The sequence below is a fragment of the Microbacterium faecale genome (assembly GCF_014640975.1).
Classification (GTDB): Bacteria; Actinomycetota; Actinomycetes; order Actinomycetales; family Microbacteriaceae; genus Microbacterium; species Microbacterium faecale.
Genome location: NZ_BMHO01000002.1, coordinates 17444 through 35009 on the forward strand (window position 1 = coordinate 17444; position 17566 = coordinate 35009).

Annotated in this window: 20 protein-coding genes and 1 pseudogene; 5 read left to right on the top strand and 16 right to left on the bottom strand. The window is 67.7% G+C overall.

Annotated features, from left to right (window positions below; all coding sequences use genetic code 11):
• Positions 1–28: 28 nt before the first annotated feature.
• The 8 genes and pseudogenes from IEW87_RS13000 to infC all read right to left on the bottom strand — a co-directional run bounded on the left by IEW87_RS13000 (position 29) and on the right by infC (position 5617).
• Entirely contained in the window at positions 29–925 is an 897-nt protein-coding gene (locus IEW87_RS13000; RefSeq protein ID WP_188712824.1) for an amino acid ABC transporter permease, read from the bottom strand.
• Positions 922–1578 carry an amino acid ABC transporter permease gene (locus tag IEW87_RS13005; protein ID WP_188712825.1) on the bottom strand — a complete coding sequence of 219 codons (657 nt, stop codon included), beginning with the start codon at positions 1576–1578 and terminating at the stop codon, positions 922–924. The genes IEW87_RS13000 and IEW87_RS13005 overlap by 4 nt, the downstream gene beginning before the upstream one ends.
• A 61-nt stretch (positions 1579–1639) precedes the next feature.
• Positions 1640–2536 (bottom strand): annotated as a pseudogene (locus IEW87_RS13010) (glutamate ABC transporter substrate-binding protein).
• Positions 2537–2601: 65 nt separating this feature from the next.
• Positions 2602–3342: an amino acid ABC transporter ATP-binding protein gene (locus tag IEW87_RS13015; RefSeq protein WP_188712826.1), complete on the bottom strand. Its 741-nt coding sequence runs from the start codon at positions 3340–3342 to the stop codon at positions 2602–2604.
• Positions 3343–3417: 75 nt separating this feature from the next.
• Positions 3418–4236, bottom strand: a complete 819-nt coding sequence (locus IEW87_RS13020; RefSeq protein ID WP_188712827.1) for a TrmH family RNA methyltransferase — start codon at positions 4234–4236, stop codon at positions 3418–3420.
• An 85-nt stretch (positions 4237–4321) separates the two neighbouring features.
• On the bottom strand, positions 4322–4705 hold the full coding sequence (gene rplT / locus IEW87_RS13025) for a 50S ribosomal protein L20 (protein ID WP_188712828.1): 384 nt from the start codon (positions 4703–4705) through the stop codon (positions 4322–4324).
• 32 nt (positions 4706–4737) lie between these two features.
• Positions 4738–4932 carry a 50S ribosomal protein L35 gene (gene rpmI / locus IEW87_RS13030; protein WP_188712829.1) on the bottom strand — a complete coding sequence of 65 codons (195 nt, stop codon included), beginning with the start codon at positions 4930–4932 and terminating at the stop codon, positions 4738–4740.
• Between the two features lie 79 nt (positions 4933–5011).
• Positions 5012–5617 (bottom strand): translation initiation factor IF-3, encoded by a 606-nt coding sequence (infC, locus tag IEW87_RS13035; RefSeq protein ID WP_188713119.1) that lies wholly within the window; start codon positions 5615–5617, stop codon positions 5012–5014.
• A gap of 273 nt (positions 5618–5890) precedes the next feature.
• Between infC and IEW87_RS13040 the strand changes: the two genes are divergently transcribed.
• On the top strand, positions 5891–6304 hold the full coding sequence (locus IEW87_RS13040; RefSeq protein WP_188712830.1) for a DUF1844 domain-containing protein: 414 nt from the start codon (positions 5891–5893) through the stop codon (positions 6302–6304).
• A 91-nt stretch (positions 6305–6395) separates the two neighbouring features.
• On the opposite strand, the gene IEW87_RS13045 is transcribed toward IEW87_RS13040, so the two are convergent.
• The 6 genes from IEW87_RS13045 to IEW87_RS13070 all read right to left on the bottom strand — a co-directional run bounded on the left by IEW87_RS13045 (position 6396) and on the right by IEW87_RS13070 (position 10745).
• Positions 6396–7184, bottom strand: a complete 789-nt coding sequence (locus tag IEW87_RS13045; RefSeq protein ID WP_188712831.1) for an SseB family protein — start codon at positions 7182–7184, stop codon at positions 6396–6398.
• A complete protein-coding gene (gene priA, locus IEW87_RS13050; RefSeq protein ID WP_188712832.1) occupies positions 7168–7914 on the bottom strand; it encodes a bifunctional 1-(5-phosphoribosyl)-5-((5-phosphoribosylamino)methylideneamino)imidazole-4-carboxamide isomerase/phosphoribosylanthranilate isomerase PriA in 747 nt (248 codons plus the stop codon). Before priA ends, IEW87_RS13045 begins: the two co-directional genes overlap by 17 nt.
• Before the next feature lie 95 nt (positions 7915–8009).
• Positions 8010–8645 carry an imidazole glycerol phosphate synthase subunit HisH gene (gene hisH, locus IEW87_RS13055; RefSeq protein WP_188712833.1) on the bottom strand — a complete coding sequence of 212 codons (636 nt, stop codon included), beginning with the start codon at positions 8643–8645 and terminating at the stop codon, positions 8010–8012.
• A complete protein-coding gene (gene hisB, locus IEW87_RS13060; RefSeq protein ID WP_188712834.1) occupies positions 8645–9250 on the bottom strand; it encodes an imidazoleglycerol-phosphate dehydratase HisB in 606 nt (201 codons plus the stop codon). Before hisB ends, hisH begins: the two co-directional genes overlap by 1 nt.
• Before the next feature lie 17 nt (positions 9251–9267).
• On the bottom strand, positions 9268–10350 hold the full coding sequence (locus IEW87_RS13065; protein WP_188712835.1) for a histidinol-phosphate transaminase: 1083 nt from the start codon (positions 10348–10350) through the stop codon (positions 9268–9270).
• Between the two features lie 23 nt (positions 10351–10373).
• Positions 10374–10745, bottom strand: a complete 372-nt coding sequence (locus tag IEW87_RS13070) for a LysM peptidoglycan-binding domain-containing protein (protein WP_188712836.1) — start codon at positions 10743–10745, stop codon at positions 10374–10376.
• Positions 10746–10943: 198 nt separating this feature from the next.
• On the opposite strand from IEW87_RS13070, the gene lexA reads away from it, so the two are divergent.
• Both lexA and IEW87_RS13080 read left to right on the top strand, forming a co-directional pair.
• On the top strand, positions 10944–11627 hold the full coding sequence (gene lexA / locus IEW87_RS13075; protein ID WP_188712837.1) for a transcriptional repressor LexA: 684 nt from the start codon (positions 10944–10946) through the stop codon (positions 11625–11627).
• Positions 11628–11734: 107 nt separating this feature from the next.
• Positions 11735–13726, top strand: a complete 1992-nt coding sequence (locus tag IEW87_RS13080; RefSeq protein ID WP_188712838.1) for an alpha/beta hydrolase family protein — start codon at positions 11735–11737, stop codon at positions 13724–13726.
• Between the two features lie 6 nt (positions 13727–13732).
• Here the strand turns inward: IEW87_RS13080 and hflX are convergent, their stop codons facing one another.
• Entirely contained in the window at positions 13733–15247 is a 1515-nt protein-coding gene (gene hflX / locus IEW87_RS13085) for a GTPase HflX (RefSeq protein WP_188712839.1), read from the bottom strand.
• Between the two features lie 99 nt (positions 15248–15346).
• Between hflX and IEW87_RS13090 the strand changes: the two genes are divergently transcribed.
• Entirely contained in the window at positions 15347–15985 is a 639-nt protein-coding gene (locus IEW87_RS13090) for a class I SAM-dependent methyltransferase (protein ID WP_188712840.1), read from the top strand.
• Between the two features lie 181 nt (positions 15986–16166).
• Positions 16167–16679: a histidine phosphatase family protein gene (locus IEW87_RS13095; protein ID WP_188712841.1), complete on the top strand. Its 513-nt coding sequence runs from the start codon at positions 16167–16169 to the stop codon at positions 16677–16679.
• 113 nt (positions 16680–16792) lie between these two features.
• Here IEW87_RS13095 and IEW87_RS13100 read toward each other — a convergent pair whose 3' ends face one another.
• Positions 16793–17521, bottom strand: a complete 729-nt coding sequence (locus tag IEW87_RS13100) for a LysE/ArgO family amino acid transporter (protein WP_188712842.1) — start codon at positions 17519–17521, stop codon at positions 16793–16795.
• Between the last annotated feature and the right edge of the window lie 45 nt (positions 17522–17566).

A 17566-nucleotide genomic window follows, 5' to 3' on the forward strand; every position in this document is an offset into this window, starting at 1 on the left:
TCAAGTATGCCAGTTGCGCATCGTCGACTCAGAACTTCCCGGTCGACTTCTGCGCCGCGATCGCCTCGGTCATGGTCGACTCGTCGTCGGCGGCGGGGTCCGGCTCTTCGTCGTGCCTCTTCGGTGACCGTCGACTGCGTTTCTCTACGACATTCGCGAGCCACGACAGCAGCAGACACATCACGATGTAGATGCCGCCGATCACGAACGCCGCCTGCAGGATCGGACGCCCGAGCTCTGCCTGACTCGCGAGCAGCTTCACGTAGTAGAGGAGCTCGTGATACGTGATGATGAAGCCGAGCGCGGTGTCCTTCAGGGTCACGACGAGCTGGGCGATGATGACGGGAAGCATCGCGCGCACCGCCTGCGGCAGCAGGATGAGCGTCATCACGCCGCTCTTGCGCAGCCCGATCGCGTAGCCGGCTTCCTTCTGGCCGCGCGGGATCGCCTCGACACCCGCGCGCAACGCCTCGGCCAGCACGGACCCGTTGTACACCATCAGCGCGAGCACGACGGCCCAGTAGGGCGACATCGCGATGCCCAGCGTCGGAAGGCCGTAGTAGAGGATCATCATCATCACGAGCACGGGGACAGCTCGGAACCCCTCGGTGATGACTGTGGCCGGGATCCGGATCCAGGAATGATCGGAGAGGCGACCGACCGCGAGCACGAAGCCGAGAGCGAGGCTCAGTACTCCCGCCAGCAGGAACGCGCGCAGCGTGCCCCACGCGTACTCGAGGATCGACATCCATACCGTGGTGTAGGAGAAGACCTCCCACTTGGCGGCCGTGAACTGGCCGGTCAGCGCGAGGCGCCAGCCGACGAACGCGACGACCGCGAGAACGACGACGATCGTCGCCGTGGCGAGGATGCCGTTGCGGCGGCGAGCTCGGGGCCCGGGCACATCGTAGAGAACGGACGTCATCGTGCGATCCTCCATCGGTTCTCGAGCGTTCGCTGCAGCCAGGTGAGGAGCATCACCACGGCGATGAAGAACGCCGCCACCCAGAGCAGCACTTCCATCGGACTTCCCGGGCGCGTGTGTGAGTTCGAGATCGACGCCTGCAGCGCGGGGAGCACCGAGATCGAGAACCCGGCGGCGACGGTGGTGTTCTTCAGCAGGGCGATGAGCACGCTCATCATCGGCGGCACGACGGACCGGAAGGCCTGCGGCAGGACGACGACGGACATGACCTGACCGAACGGCAGGCCGATCGCACGCGCTGCCTCGGCCTGACCGACGGGAACCGTGTTGATCCCCGCGCGAAGCGTCTCGGCGACGTAGGTCGCGGTGTAGACGCCGATGGCGAGGGTTCCGAGCACCGTGTTCGACAGGGCCGGAAGCGCGAGGGCGCTATAGCCGAAGATGAAGAAGAAGAAGACGAGCGTCAGCGGCGTATTCCGCACGAGGTTGACGTAGGCCCAACCCACCGCCCGAGCGATCGGTACCGGCGATACGCGCATCGCCCCGACGATCGTGCCGAGCACGAGCGCGATGATGCCGCCGAACACGAACACCGCGATCGTGAAGGTGATCCCCTCGCGCCACAGGTCGAGGTTGCCGAAGATGGCGTCCACGCGTTTCCTCTCTCTCCGCCCATCCGGGTGCGGGGCCGGCCTGGCCCCGCACCCGTGGTGATCACTCGACCGCGTCGACCGCCGGCTGGTCGATCTCGATGCCGGACTGACCGAGCGTCGCGTCGAAGATCTCCTGCCACGTGTCGCCACCATCGGTGAACATGGTGTTGATGAACTCCTGCAGCTCCGTGTCGCCCTTCGGGACGCCGACGCCGTAGCGCTCCTCGGTGAAGAGGCCGTCGAGCACCTTCAGGTTGTCCGGGTCCTGCGCGGCATAGCCGATGAGGATCGCCGCGTCGGTCGTGACCGCGTCGACCCTGTCGTTGAGCAGGTCCTCGACACACTACGAGTAGATGTCGTACTCCTCGGTGCTGACCTCAGGGAAGTTCTCCTTGATGTTCTGAATCGGCGTCGATCCCGTCGCCGAGCAGACGGTCATCCCGTTGAAGTCCGACACATCGTTGACCTCGGTCATCTCGCTGTCGCCGGCGACGAGGAAGCCCTGGCCCGTGACGAAGTACGGTCCGGCGAAGTCAATCTGCTCCTTGCGCTGGTCCGTGATCGAGTACGTGCCGACGTAATAGTCGATGTCGCCGTTCACGATCGCCTGCTCGCGGTTGGCCGACGCGATCGGCTCATACGAGATGTCGTCCTCGCTGAAGCCGAGCTCCGCGGCGATCCAGCGTGCGATCTCGACATCGAATCCGCTGCGCTCGCCCGTCGTGGCGTCGAGGTATCCGAGGTTCGGCTGATCCTCCTTGACACCGATGACCGGTCCACCGCGCTCGACCATCGCATCGTAGGTGGGGCTGCCTTCGAGAGCGACGTCCTCCGAGACCTCCTGCTCGGGGGCGTCATCTCCTGATCCGCCCGTCGGCGAGCCGCTGTTGCACGCCGTCAGCGCGAAGAGCGCGCCAGCCGCGATCCCGACAGCGGCCGCGTTACGGAACTTTCGCATGTTTTCCTCCTGGTGTGGTGGTGTGATGGCGCCGCCTGCTGTGTGTGATGCATGGCGCCGTGGGGTCATTGCGTGAGCAGCTTCGAGAGGAAGTCTTTCGCGCGTGACGACTGCGGGTTGGTGAAGAAGTCTTCCGGCTTCGCCTGTTCGACGATCTCGCCATCGGCCATGAAGACCACGCGGTCGGCGGCCTTGCGAGCGAAGCCCATCTCGTGCGTGACGACGACCATGGTCATGCCGTCGTGCGCGAGATCGACCATCACGTCAAGCACCTCGTTGATCATCTCGGGGTCGAGCGCGCTGGTCGGCTCGTCGAACAGCATGATCTTGGGATGCATCGCCAGCGCGCGGGCGATCGCGACGCGCTGCTGCTGGCCACCCGACAGTTGAGCGGGGTACTTCTCGGCCTGATGCGCGATCCCGACGCGGTCGAGCAGGCGGCGCGCCTCCTTATCGGCGTCGGCCTTCTTCATCCCCTTGACCTTGATCGGTCCGAGAGTCACGTTCTCGAGGATCGTGAGGTGGCTGAAGAGGTTGAACGACTGGAACACCATGCCGACTTCAGCACGGAGCTTCGCGAGCTCCTTGCCCTCCGCGGGAAGTTCCTTGCCGTCGATCGCGATGGACCCGCTCGTGATCGTCTCGAGGCGGTTGATCGTCCGACACAGCGTCGATTTACCGGATCCTGACGGCCCGATCACGATGACGACCTCACCCGGATCGACGGTGAGGTTGATGTCCTTCAGCGCGTGGAAGTCACCGTAGTGCTTCTCGACATGGTCAATGACAACGAGCGGCTCTGCCATGGCGGTCAGCCTAGACTGAGATCCCCCGCCGCGCCACGCTCCCGCGCCGACGAATTCTTCAGCGTTATCGGACCGTCACGCAGCGCGATGCGCGAACGCTGACTCGTACAGACACACGCTCGCGGCGGTCGCCAGGTTGAGTGACTCCGCTCGCCCATAGATCGGCAGCTTCAGCGACCGGTCGCAGAGGGCGACGGCGTCGCTCGTGAGCCCCCGCGCTTCGTTGCCGAAGACCCAGGCCGTGGGGTTCTCGAGTGCGCCCTCCCGGCGCGCGCCGAGCAGGTCCTCTCCCCGCACATCGGCGGCGAAGACCTGGAGCCCTGCCGCACGGGCGCGACCGGCGACATCCGCCAGATCCGCATCGACGGCGAACGGGACGTGGAACAGCGAGCCCGTTGTCGACCGCACGACTTTCGCGTTGAAGGGATCGACCGTGCGACCGGTGAGCACGACGCCGTCGGCGCCGACCGCGTCCGCCGCACGCAGGATCGTGCCGAGGTTCCCGGGGTCTCGCACCTCTTCGCAGATCACGATGAGTCGTGGGGCGCCTGCGAAGATGTCCTTCAGCGCCGTGGGGTTCTGCCGCGCGACGGCGACGACCCCCTGCGGCGTCACCGTGTCCGACATCGCGTCGATGACGGTCTCGTCGGCGTACTCCCACACGAGCTCCGGGTTCTCCGCCACAGCGTCATCGATGAGTGTGCGGATGTCGCGGTGCTTCTCGAGAGCCGTCGGCGTCGTATACAGCTGCTCGACGAGGTCGGGACGGGCGGTGAGCGCGTCTCGAACCGCCTGCGGGCCCTCGAGGACGAACCGCCCGGTGTCACGGCGCACACTGCGCTGGGAGAGCTTGCGGATCGTGCGGACACGCGCGGCGCGGGGGTTCTCGAGCATCCCCCCAGTCTACGAAGACCGACCACGTCGCGGAGACGCGAAGAGGGGCGCTCCCGAACGGGAGCGCCCCTCTTGTGAGACCTGGTTACGCGGCCTTCGGCGCGTTGACGTCGGAGGGCAGAGCGCCCTTGGCGACCTCGACGAGCTTCGCGAACGTCGCGGGCTCGTTCACCGCGAGCTCCGCGAGCATGCGGCGGTCGACCTCGACACCCGCGGCGTTCAAGCCCTGGATGAAGCGGTTGTACGTCAGGCCGTTCGCGCGTGCGCCGGCGTTGATGCGCTGGATCCACAGGCGGCGGAAGTCGCCCTTGCGCTTACGACGGTCGCGGTACGCGTAAACGAGCGAGTGAGTGACCTGCTCCTTGGCCTTGCGGTAGAGGCGCGAACGCTGACCGCGGTAGCCGGAGGCACGCTCGAGGATGACGCGACGCTTCTTGTGCGCGTTTACCGCGCGCTTGACTCTTGCCATGATATTTCCTTAACGAATTCGGTTCGAGCGGCTCAGCGGCCGAGGAGCTTCTTGACGGCCTTGACGTCGGAACTGGCGACGATCTGGTCCTTGTTCAGGCGACGCGTCCGGCGGCTCGACTTGTGCTCAAGGTTGTGGCGCATTCCCGACTGCTGCTTCTTGAGCTTGCCGCTGCCGGTGATCTTGAAGCGCTTCTTGGCTCCCGAGTGGGTCTTCTGCTTCGGCATTGTTCTTTCCTTGACGTGTGCGCCCCTGGAGGCGACGTGGGTCCTGCCCGCACATGCGGCGGGAAGACATTCTGCGTGACTACTCGCTCGCGGATTCCTTGTCAGCGTGCTTCGCGTCGCGCGCTGCTCGCTTGTTGGCCGCGCGCTGTGCGTTCTGCTCGGCCTTCGCCTCAGACTTGTTCTTCGTCGGGGCGATGATCATGACCATGTTTCGCCCGTCGATCTTCGGCCGCGACTCGACGACTCCGAGCTCAGCAACTTCCTCAGCGAAATTCATCAGCAGGCGAACGCCCATCTCGGGACGCTGCTGCTCGCGCCCACGGAACAGGATCATGGCCTTGACCTTGTCGCCGGCCTTGAGGAACCCCTCAGCACGCTTGCGCTTCGTCTCATAGTCGTGCTGATCGATCTTCAGGCGGAAGCGGACTTCCTTGAGGACCGTGTTGGCCTGGTTGCGGCGTGCTTCCTTGGCCTTCTGCGCGGTCTCGTACTTGAACTTCCCGTAGTCCATGATCTTGGCGACGGGAGGACGTGAGTTGGGTGCCACCTCGACGAGGTCGAGGTCGGCTTCCTGCGCGAGGCGCAGGGCCACCGAGCTTGCGACAACGCCGATCTGCTCGCCTCCGGGTCCGATGAGACGGACCTCGGGAACGCGAATGCGCTCGTTGATACGGGGATCGCTGATGCGGAACTCCTAGTGTGCGGTAGTCGATGAGCCACCGTGATGCGAGGATCGCGCCACGGGCGGGAGAGAGATCACCAGCCACCCGTGCGACGCGACAGACCGCTCGCGCACACCTTCACCCTCAGGCGAGCAGATGCCCGCCCCTACCCACCTTGCGGCGGGCGGAGTGTCATGTGGACCCGGTAGCCTGGAACGGCAAGCGCGGGTGGGATGGAGATCCTCTTTCGTCCGAACAAGGTTCGGAGCCCGCAACAGTCTAGCAGAAGGCAGTTCATGAGCACGACGACCGGCGACCACGCACATTCCTTCGACGCCGAGCGTCACGCTCACTGGGAGGAGCAGCAGCGCGCTGCGGCGGCAACCGACGCCGTCCGCGACATCGCCGACGTCGCGGCCGTCGAAGTCATTGCGTCGGGGTGCGTGCACCTCATGAGCGCCGCCGCCGTCAAGCTCGGGCTCGGCGAGGATCCCGATGCGGAGCGGTTCACCGACCTGGACGAAGCGCGCAAGCTGATCAACGCCCTCGCCGGCCTCGTCACCGCCGCCGCACCCGAGATCAGCGACATGCACGCGCGTCCGATCCGCGACGGGCTGCGCTCCCTGCAGCTGCGCTTCCGTGAGATCTCCGCCATCCCCGACCCCATCGGCAAGGGCCCGGGCGAGAAGTTCACGGGCCCCGTCTCCTAGGGTGCGTTGCTCAACGGCGTGCCTCGGCCAGCGCAGTAGGTGCCAGGTTTAGCGACGCGCCCCAGCGGCCGCAGTGCTCCTCAGCGGGGCGTCAGCGAAGGGAGACCTGCATGGAATCGACGAGAACTGCGATCCGGTCGTCGGCCGCCCACCGCTTCGCGAGTCGCTGCATCACCGTGTCGAGCTCGCTGCGGTCCAGTCCCTGCATGAGTGTGAGTGTCACGGTGACCTCGGGGCCGCGGAGTCGCGCCTCGGGGTCACCGGGCTCGACGCGCAGGTCGTGAACGGCGAGCTCGGATCCGATCGACGCGTGGAATGCGCCCACGACCTCTTCGCTCAGCCACGCGGGAACCCACGGTTGATCCTGTGCGATGGCCCAAACCGCCGGGCGGCGCACGACGAACTCCGTCGGGCTCGTCGGGTCGAGCACGACGAGGTCGGTATCCTCCCCCGCGGCCGCGAGGGCCGCGCGCGTGCCCGCGACCGGGATCGGACGCGCGTGGAGATTCCACGCGCGCATCGTCTCTACACAACTGAAGGCCGGAAGCACCTTCCGTCCGTCGGGTGCCCACACCGTGACGATGGACAGTTCCTGCGTCTTGTCGACGGTGAGTCCGGTTGGGCCGACGCCTTCCTCGCCCTTTTCGGCGACGAGCGGCACCAGCACGCGTGCCTCGCGCAGCGCATCGACGACGTCGGTCATCTCCGCGGTTCCCTCACGGAATCGCGTCAGCGCTGCCCACAGTGCGGGATCCGCGGATCCGTCGTCGCCGGCTGCCGGGTTCTGCTGGAACGTACGGCCCGCCCACGGCTGCCCCGCCGAGTCGGCGAGGTGCGGCGGGAGTGGCCGCGCGTCGCTGCCATCACTGTCCGGCGACATCCAGTGCCTCGGCGAGCGTGAACGCACCCGCGTAGAGCGCCTTGCCCACGATCGCGCCTTCGACTCCATGGGAGACGAGGTCGCGGATCGCGACGATGTCATCGAGACTCGAGACGCCGCCGGAGGCGACGATGGGCTTGTCGGTGCGCTCCGTCATCTGCTTCAGCAGGTCGATGTTCGGGCCGCGAAGGGTTCCGTCCTTCGTCACATCGGTGACGACGTAGCGCGCGCATCCGGCGCGCTCGAGACGATCGAGCACCTCCCAGAGGTCGCCGCCGTCCTTCGTCCAGCCGCGTGCGGCGAGCGTCGTGCCGCGCACGTCGAGCCCCACGGCGACGGCCTCGCCATAGCGAGCGATGACCGCTTCGGTCCAGTCGGGGTTCTCCAGCGCGGCGGTGCCGAGGTTGACCCGCTCCGCTCCGGAGGCCAGCGCGGCCTCGAGCGACGCGTCGTCGCGGATGCCGCCCGAGATCTCGACGTTGATGCCCTTCATGTGCTTGATCACCTTGCGGAGGATCGCGGTGTTCTCACCGCGCCCGAAGGCCGCATCGAGGTCGACGAGGTGGATCCATTCGGCGCCCTGATCGCGCCACTGCTCGGCGGCTTCGACGGGATCTCCGTAACTCGTCTCGGATCCCGCTTCGCCCTGAGTGAGGCGGACCGCCTTGCCGTCTGCGACGTCAACGGCGGGCAGGAGGGTCAGGCCGGGTGTAGAAGCGAAGTCGTTCATCTCTCCTCGATCGCCGCGGGAATCTCCTGCGGATGCACAATCGCTAAGGCTAGACGGCTCTCCCGGTTCCGCACAATCCGAGCGGGGTGCACCGGTCAGAGGGTTTCGATCCAGTTGCGCAGCAGCGCGATGCCGGCGTCGCCGGACTTCTCCGGGTGGAACTGCGTCGCCGTCAGCGGGCCGTTCTCCACCGCCGCCACGAAACGGGATCCGTGGGTCGCCCACGTCACCGCGGGCTCCGGGAACGGCGGGTCGACCTCGAGCGTCCAGTCCTGGGCCGCGAACGAGTGCACGAAGTAGAAGCGCTCGTCCTCGATCCCCGCGAACAGGCGAGAGTCAGCGCCGGGTTCGACGCGGCTCCACCCGATGTGCGGCACGACGGGTGCATCGAGCTCGGAAATCTCTCCCGGCCACTGTGCGAGTCCATCGGCGCCCTCGCCGCGTTCGGTGCCGCGCTCGAAGAGGATCTGCATCCCGACGCAGATGCCGAGCACCGGTCGGCCACCGGCGAGACGACGTTCGATCATCATGTCACCGTGCACGCCGCGCAGCTGGTCCATCACCGCACTGAACGCGCCGACGCCGGGGACGAGCAGTCCATCGGCCGCTGCGATGAGACCAGCGTCTCGCGTCAGACGCGCGTCCGCCCCCGCGGACTCCAGCGCCTTGACTGCAGAGTGGACGTTGCCGGACCCGTATTCGAGGATCGCGACGACGGGGGCTTGGGCCATTACAGGGCGCCCTTGGTCGACGGGATCCCATCAACAGCGGCGTCGAGCGCCTTCGCCTGACGGAACGCCCGGGCGAACGCCTTGAACTCGGCCTCCGCGATGTGGTGAGGGTCGCGGCCAGCGAGCACGCGGACGTGCACCGTGAGGCCAGCGTGGTACGTGACGGCCTCGAAGGCGTGACGCACCATCGAGCCGGTGAAGTGGCCGCCGATGAGGTGCAGCTCGAATCCGTCCGGCTCACCGGAGTGCACGAGATACGGGCGCCCCGAGATGTCGACAACCGCCTGGGCGAGCGCTTCGTCGAGCGGGACGAGGGCGTCGCCGTAGCGCGAGATGCCAGACTTGTCACCGAGCGCCTCGCGGATCGCCTCGCCGAGCACGATCGCGGTGTCCTCAACCGTGTGGTGCACGTCGATGTGCGTGTCGCCCGTCGCGCGCACGGTGAGGTCGGTCAGCGAGTGCTTCGCGAACGCCGTGAGCATGTGGTCGAAGAACGGAACCGTCGTGTCGATGTCGCTCGCACCCGTGCCATCGAGGTTGATCTCGAGCTCGATCGAGGACTCGCTCGTGGTGCGGGTGCGGCGCGCGGTGCGGGCGTTGGTCATATCCGAATCCTAGACGCTCAGGCGTCGCCGACGGCCGCGAGGGCGTCGAGGAACGCGGTCGTCTCGCTCTCGGTGCCTGCCGAGACGCGGAGGTGGCCGGCAACGCCGACGTCGCGGATCAGCACGCCCCGGTCGTACAATCGGCGCCACGTCTCCTGCGGGTCCTCGACGCCGCCGAACATGACGAAGTTGCTCCAGGATGGGTAGGGGTCGTAGCCGAGCGCTTCAAGCGTCGCCGAGATGCGATCGCGCTGCACGACGATGTCGTCCACGGTCCGCAGCATCTCGTCGCTGTGGCGCAGCGCGGCCACCGCGGCCGCCTGCGTGAGCGCACTGAGGTGGTACGGCAGGCGCACCAGACGCAGGGCGTCGGTGACGGCGGCATCCGCCGCGAGGTATCCGACGCGCGCCCCCGCGAAGGCGAACGCCTTGCTCATCGTGCGAGACACGATGAGTCGCTCCCGTCCGGGAAGAAGGGTGAGTGCCGACGGCGCCTCGGACGGCGCGAACTCGAAGTATGCCTCGTCGACGACGACGATCCCCCGCGCGGCCTCATAGACGCTCTCGACGACCTCGATCGGCAACGGTGTACCGGTCGGATTGTTCGGCGCGCAGAGGATCACGACGTCCGCGTCGGCCGCGCGCACCTGCTCCGCGGCGTCCTCGGGTGTGATCTCGTAGCGCGGGCCACGCGACCCGGCCACCCACTCGGCGCCCACACCGCGCGTCAGCAGCGGATACATCGAGTACGTCGGCGAGAAGCCGAAGACGCGGCGCCCCGGTCCGGCGAAGGCCTGCAACACCTGCTGGAGGACTTCGTTCGAGCCGTTGCCCGCCCAGATCTGCTCGGGAGTCAGTCCGTGACCGAGGTAGGAGGCGAACGCCTCGCGCAGGTCGGTGAACTCACGGTCGGGATACCGGTTCAGCTCGGAGATCGTCTTCGCGATCGATCCGGCGATGTCATCGGCCACATCCTCGGAGATCACGTGAGTGTTCTCGTTGACGTTGAGTGCGATGGGAAGCGGCGCCTGCGGAGCTCCATACGGGCGCTGGCCCCGGAGGTCGTCGCGTATGGGGAGGTCGTCGAGTGTCGCGGTCACCCCTCCATGCTACGACCGTGTGGTCAGCTTCCGGTCGAGTAAGCCGCCGGAATGGAGAGCTTCTGGCCCGCGTCGACGCCCGAGCTCGACAGCTGGTTCAGCGAACTGATCTCGGCAACGACGTCACGCGGGTCCTGCGCTGGCGCGACGCTCTGGGCAATCGACCACAGGGAGTCCCCCGGCATGACGGTCACGGTGTCGAACGTTCCCGCCGGAGCGCCGCCGTCTCCGGACCCAACGGCGGACCCGCCGCCGATGATTCCGACGGCGACCGCCGCGGCGATGGGAAGGGCGGCAAGCGATGCGAGGACGCGGCGACCGCGCGTCGTGAGACGCAGTCGCGTGCGGGTGGCCGGAATGTGCGACGCGGGTGCCGTGAGGGTAACCGTGCTCATCAGATGACCTTCTCTCGTATTGATGTACCGAATGTATCTTCGAATGTTCGAATCCGTCAAGCGGTTTTTCGAATAATCCGGAGATCAATTGGCGACACACTCGAACAAATCTCCCGAAGATCGCCCCGTTTCCGGTAGCGTCTCCTTCACGCAGCACACCTCACCAGCAACCACTGACATTCGAAGAGGAACGAGCGGATGAGCGCCGACATCACCCCGCAGACCGCCCCGAGGGGGCGCCGTCGCAAACAGTTGAGCGAGAAGCAGATCGCCATCCTCGAAGTCATCCAGCGCTCGATCCAGGTGAACGGCTATCCGCCGAGCATGCGCGAGATCGGCGACGCAGTGGGCCTCAAATCGCTGTCGAGTGTCACTCACCAGCTCGGTCAGCTCGAGCTCAGTGGCTATCTCCGACGCGACCCCGGCAAGACGCGCGCGATGGAGGTACTCGTCGAGCTTCCCGGCACATCGACCGAGAGCCCGGCCGACGCGGCTCCGGCCGTCGGGGACGCGGCGATGGTGCCACTCGTCGGCCAGATCGCGGCCGGCGTGCCGATCACGGCGGACCAGCACGTCGAAGAGGTCTTCCCCCTGCCCCGCCAACTGGTCGGCAATGGCGAGCTGTTCATGCTGAAGGTGTCCGGCGATTCGATGATCGACGCTGCCATCTGCGACGGCGACTGGGTCGTCGTACGCACGCAGAACACGGCAGAGAACGGCGAGATCGTCGCGGCCATGCTCGATGGCGAGGCCACAGTGAAGACCTTCCGCAAGCGCGACGGGCACGTGTGGCTCCTCCCGCGCAACACCGCGTTCGAGCCGATCCTCGGCGATGAGGCTGTCGTGCTCGGCAAGATCGTGGCCGTGATGCGCGCCGTATAGCGCATATCTCACAATCGCTCGCCTCTGCGCAGGCTCCGAGCGCGCGACGGCTCCACAACCCGGCGCCCCGGGTGCGATCGGCCAGGCGCGTGCCATAGCGTGGAGACATGGCTGATCTCACCTCTCGCCCATACGGCACGTGGCCCTCGCCGATCCATCCCGAGGACATGCCGCTCGGCACGCTTCGGCTGGGACACGCGCAGTACGTCGCCGACGAGGTGTGGTGGGCCGAGTCGGTGCCTTCCGAGAAGGGGCGTACGGCGATCCTCGGATCCGGCCACGATGCGCCGATCCTGCCTGCGCCGTGGAGCGCGCGATCGCGCGTGCACGAGTACGGCGGAGGTGCGTGGACCGTCATCTCGCAGGAGCAGGGACGCTTCGTCTTCGTCGAGCAGAGCGATCAGCGCGTGTACCTGGCCGCGCCCGGCGTCGAGCCTGCCCCGCTGACGCCCGCAGACTCACGATTCGTGCACGGCGATCTCGTGTGGGCCGATGACGCACTGTGGGCCGTGCGCGAGACGCACGAGCGCCCGCACGAGACCCCGCGACGCGAGATCGTCCGCATCCCTCTCGACGCTTCCGGCGCCACGGATCCGGTCGCCATTACGTCAGTCGTCGCGGGAAGCGATTTCCTCGCCTTCCCCTCCCCGCGGGGCGACCGCCTTGCGTGGGTCGCGTGGGACCACCCCGACATGCCATGGGACGCCGCAGAGCTGCGCGTCGGCACGCTCGCCGACGACGGCACAGTCACCGACTGGCGATGCCTCGCCGGCGGGCGCGAAGCGAGCCGCGGTGAGAACGTCTCGGCCCTGCAGCCGGAGTGGACCGGCGACGACGAGCTGTTGTTCACCCAGGATCCGCCCACGACGGCCGCGCGCGCCGACCGCACGTGGACGCAGCGATGGAACCTCTTCCGGATCCGCTTCGATGACGGGCTCGCGACGAGCGCTCCGGAGCCGATCTACTCGGTCGATGGCGACACCGGCGGCCCGCTCTGGAGCCTCGGGTCGCGGTGGTTCGCCGAGCTCGAGGACGGAAACGTCGTCGCGGTCGTCACGAACGGTCGCTCGCGTCTCATGCTCGTCGAGCCCACGTCGGGGATCGTGACCGAGCTCGAGACGCCATTGACGGGCGACATCCAGCTCCAGGACGTGCGTGGGCGCACGGCGCTCTTGACGGGCGGCGGAGCGACGGTGCCCGGCGGGCTCTGGGAGCTCGACGTGTCCGCGCGTTCCCTTCGACCGCTGCGCGGTGGCGAGGCCGATCTCTCCTCGGGCATGCAGTCCGTCGCCGAGCCGCTGACCTTCCCCGGTCCACTGGGTCCGGTCCATGCCTTCTTCTATCCGCCGGCGAACGCGGCCGCGACCGCGCCTGCCGGAGAACTGCCGCCGGTTCTCGTGCTCGTGCACGGCGGCCCCACGGGTCACGTCACGGGCGACCTCTCGCAGAATGCGTCGTTCTTCACGAGCCGCGGCATCGGCGTATTGGATGTGAACTACGGCGGATCGAGCGGCTACGGACGCGCCTACCGCGAGCGGCTCAACGGCGCGTGGGGCATCGCGGACGTGCAGGACGTCGCGGCCGCCGCGAACGGACTCGTGGAAGCCGGGCGCGCGGATCCGAAGCGACTCGCGATCAAGGGCGGATCCGCGGGCGGCTGGACCGTGCTGTGCGCCCTCGCCGACACGGATGTCTTCGCCGCAGGCATCAGTCGCTACGGAGTCGCCGATCTGCGCATGCTGCTCGCCGAGACGCACGACTTCGAGGCACGCTACCTCGACGGCCTCGTCGGGCCGTGGCCGGAGGACGAGCAGGAGTACATCGTGCGCTCGCCCCTCTCACGCCCCGAGACGCTCACCACCCCGCTGCTGATCCTGCAGGGTAGCGAGGATCCGGTGGTGCCGCCGTCGCAGTCCGAGGCTCTGCGGGACGCGGTCGCGAAGAACGGGGTGCCGCACGCGTACCTCTTGTTCGAGGGCGAGAGTCACGGATTCCGACGCTCGGAGACGATCGTGCGCTGCTTCGAGAGCGAGCTCGCCTTCCTCGGTCAGGTGCTCGGTTTCGAGGCGCCTGGCGTGGATCCGATCACGCTCGACTGAGCGTGCTCAGGCCGCGAGGAAGGGCCCGAGCTCCGCGGCAAGACGCTGCCCGACGCGCGCATGCACCAGCGTTCCCTGCTCCTCGTGACGCTGGTCGAGGAACTGCCCCGACTCATGGATCTGCGCGAGCAGATCCCCCCGCCCGTACGGGATGAGCGCGCGCACCTCGACCTCGGGGCGCGGCAGAGTGTCCTCGACGAGGCTCCGCAGCTGATCGATTCCCTCACCCGTGCGCGAGGAGACGAACGCCGCGCGCGGCGCGAGACCCGCGAGGACGAGCCGCTGGGAGTCGTCCACGAGGTCGATCTTGTTGAACACGACGATCTCGGGGATGGCCCGCGCGCCCACCTCCGTGAGCACGTCGCGGACGGTCTGCAGCTGGCCTGCCGGGTCGGGGTGATTGCCGTCGACGACATGGACGATGACGTCGGCCGACGCCACCTCCTCGAGCGTCGAGCGGAATGCTTCGACGAGCTGGTGCGGCAGGTTGCGCACGAACCCGACGGTGTCGGCCAGCGTGAAGACGCGACCGTCGGCTGTCTCCGTGCGGCGCACAGTCGAGTCGAGCGTCGCGAACAGCGCGTTCTCCACGAGCACACCCGCCTGCGTGAGGCGGTTCAGGAGGCTCGACTTGCCGGCGTTCGTGTAGCCGGCGATCGCGACAGACGGGATCGCGTTGCGGCCGCGCTCCGCACGCTTCGCCTCACGCGCGGGCGCGAAGCTGCGGATCTGCTTGCGCAGCACCGCCATGCGCGTGCGGATGCGGCGGCGGTCGAGCTCGATCTTCGTCTCACCCGGGCCGCGGGATCCCATGCCGGCGCCGGCGGCACCGACCTGGCCACCGGCCTGGCGGCTCATCGATTCACCCCAGCCGCGCAGTCGCGGCAGCAGGTACTCGAGCTGGGCGAGCTCCACCTGCGCCTTGCCCTCGCGGGTCTTGGCGTGTTGAGCGAAGATGTCGAGGATCACCGCGGTGCGATCGATCACCTTGACCTTGACGACGTCCTCGAGCGCGCGACGCTGGCTCGGCGCGAGTTCCGTGTCGGCGATGACGGTGTCCGCACCGACCGCGTTCACGACGTCTCGCAGCTCCTCGGCCTTGCCGCGACCGACATAGGTCGCCGGATCCGGGTTCGGACGGCGCTGCAGCATACCGTCGAGGACGACGGATCCCGCGGTCTCGGCGAGCGCCGCGAGCTCACGGAGGGAGTTCTCGGCGTCGACCTGTGCGCCGGTGGAGTAGATGCCGACGAGGACGACGTTCTCCATCCGCACCTGGCGGTACTCGACCTCGGTGATGTCCTCGAGCTCGGTGGAGAGACCTCCGACGCGGCGGAGCGCGTGGCGGTCGGCGAGATCCCACTGCTCGTCGTCGACGACGATGGAATCGTCGGGCTGCAGCGCCTGCGCGGCACCGAAGATGCGCGCCTCGCCGCGTGCACGGTCGCGGGCGAGGACACGTTCGACGACGTCGTCGGTCTCGATGTCGGGGTGGTTCTCAGCGCCTGTGGTGTCGGGCACGAGGGTCCTTTCGCGGATGGTCAGCCCTCCAGTTTAGCGCGGGAACGGCACGCGGGGGCAGGTACCGCGACGCCGCGTGCTCCGGTAGGCTCGCCGCCTATGGCGGATCACTATTTCAGCGCGGCGCCCGCGAGCCCTGAACAGACCCGCCGGATCCGTGTGACCCTCGATGGCCGCGAGGTCGGGGTCACCACGGCGAACGGCGTCTTCAGCCCCGACCGCATCGACCGGGGCACCGACGTGCTGCTGTCGAACTCACCCGATGCGCCGCCCGGCGGAGATTTCCTCGACCTCGGGTGCGGCTGGGGCGCCATCTCGCTGACGCTCGCGATGCAGGCGCCGCACGCACGCATCTGGGCCCTCGACGTCAACGAGCGCGCGCTCGACCTCGTACGGCGCAACGCCGAGGCGCTCGGCCTCGACAATGTTCGCGCCGTCACCGCCGATGAGATCCCTTCGGACGTCGCCTTTCGGACGATCCGGTCCAACCCGCCGATCCGCATCGGCAAGCCGGCCCTGCATGAGCTCCTCGAGACGTGGATCCCGCGCCTCGATCGCAAGAGCGATGCATACCTGGTCGTGCAGAAGAACCTGGGCAGCGACTCCCTGCAGCGCTGGATGGAGGCCACCTTCACCACCGATTTCTCCACCCGCCGCCACGCGACGGCGAAGGGGTTCCGGGTCATCAAGGTGCGCCACCACAGCGACCCGCGAACCGGTCCGATCGCGACCAGCTGACTCCGCTCAGTCGCAACGGCTCGGCGAAGTGCCGGGCAGGCTGCCGAACGCTACACGGCCGCTTCGCCGAGCGTCGGGAAATTCGACCGCAACGGGCCGGATCGGCGGAGCACTCGAGATACTCGGCGAATCTCGAGATGCTCGGCGAGGTGCCACAGTAGAGATCTGCGACGATCGAGAAATGCGAACCATCACGCTCGTGCGTCACACGATGCCGGAGGTCGATGCCGCCACCGATCCCTCGCGTTGGCGCCTCACGACAGCCGGGCGGGCGGCCGCGCTCGGTAGGGCGCTGTCGTCGAGAGGCACGTGTTCGATCCTCGCGAGCGACGAGGTCAAAGCCGCGCAAACCGTCGCCCTCATGACCGGTCACGATGTCGCCGACGTCATCGTGGATCCGGACTTCGGCGAGGCACGGAGGAAGGAAGCCGTCGACGAGGGCTTTCGCGAACGTCGTGACGCGTGGATCCGCGGCGAGACAGACGATCGGCATCACGGCTGGGAGTCGTTCTCGAAGGCGGGCGCACGGTTCGACGCGGCGGTCGAACGGCACGAGGGCGATCTGATCATCGGAACGCACGGCATGGTGCTCACAGCGTGGCTCGTCCGCATCGGGATCGTTTCACCCGGCAACGCGGCCTCTGCATACTGGCGTGCGCTGGGTCTCCCCGAGGTCATCACCATCGATCGATAGCTTCCCGCTCGCCGAGCGTCGGGAAATTCGGCCGCAATGGGCCGGATCCGCGAATTGCTCGAGATGCTCGGCGAATTTCGAGATGCTCGGCGAAGGGGCCGGCCGGCCGTGGCTCAGCCGAGAGCGAGGGCGGTGGCGAGGCCGAGCATCAGCACCGCGACGGCGGCATCGAGGATCCGCCAGGAACGCGGCGAGCCCATCCAGCGAGCGGCGGCGCGCGCCCCGAAGGTGAGGACCGCGAACCACACCGCGCTGCCGAGGATCGCGCCGACCGCGAAGAACCATCGCGCGTCGCCGTAGGTGGTGGAGATGGATCCGAGCAGGAGCACGGTGTCGAGGTAGGTGTGCGGGTTCAGCCACGTGATGGCGAGACACGTGAGCACGGCCGGGAGCAGCGTGCCGCGCGTGCGCTGCGCGCGAGCGACGATCGTGGCGGTCGCGACGTTCCCGTACGCGGGATCCTCCGACAACGTGCCGGCGTCGGCAGACACCTCCGCGGATCCGCCACGTGCGTGGCCCTCTCCCCCGACATCGATCGCCGATCCGCCGCGAAACGCGCGCCATGCGGCGAGCAGGCCGTACCCGGCGAGGAAGACGACACCGGCCCAGCGCGCGGCGTCAAAGAGCCACGGCACCTCCTCGACGACGATGCCGAATCCTCCGACCCCCGCGGAGACGAGGACGACGTCGCACGCGAGGCAGATGATCGCGAGCACGATCGGGTGCCGCGTGGTGCCGTCCGAATGACGAATGCCCTCCCGCAGGAGGAACACGTTCTGTGCGCCGGGCGCGGCGATGATCGACAGGCACAGACCGAGGCCGGCCAAGAGAGCGGTGAACACGCCCCCATCCTTCGCGGATCCGTGCGACAATCCAAAGCAGATACG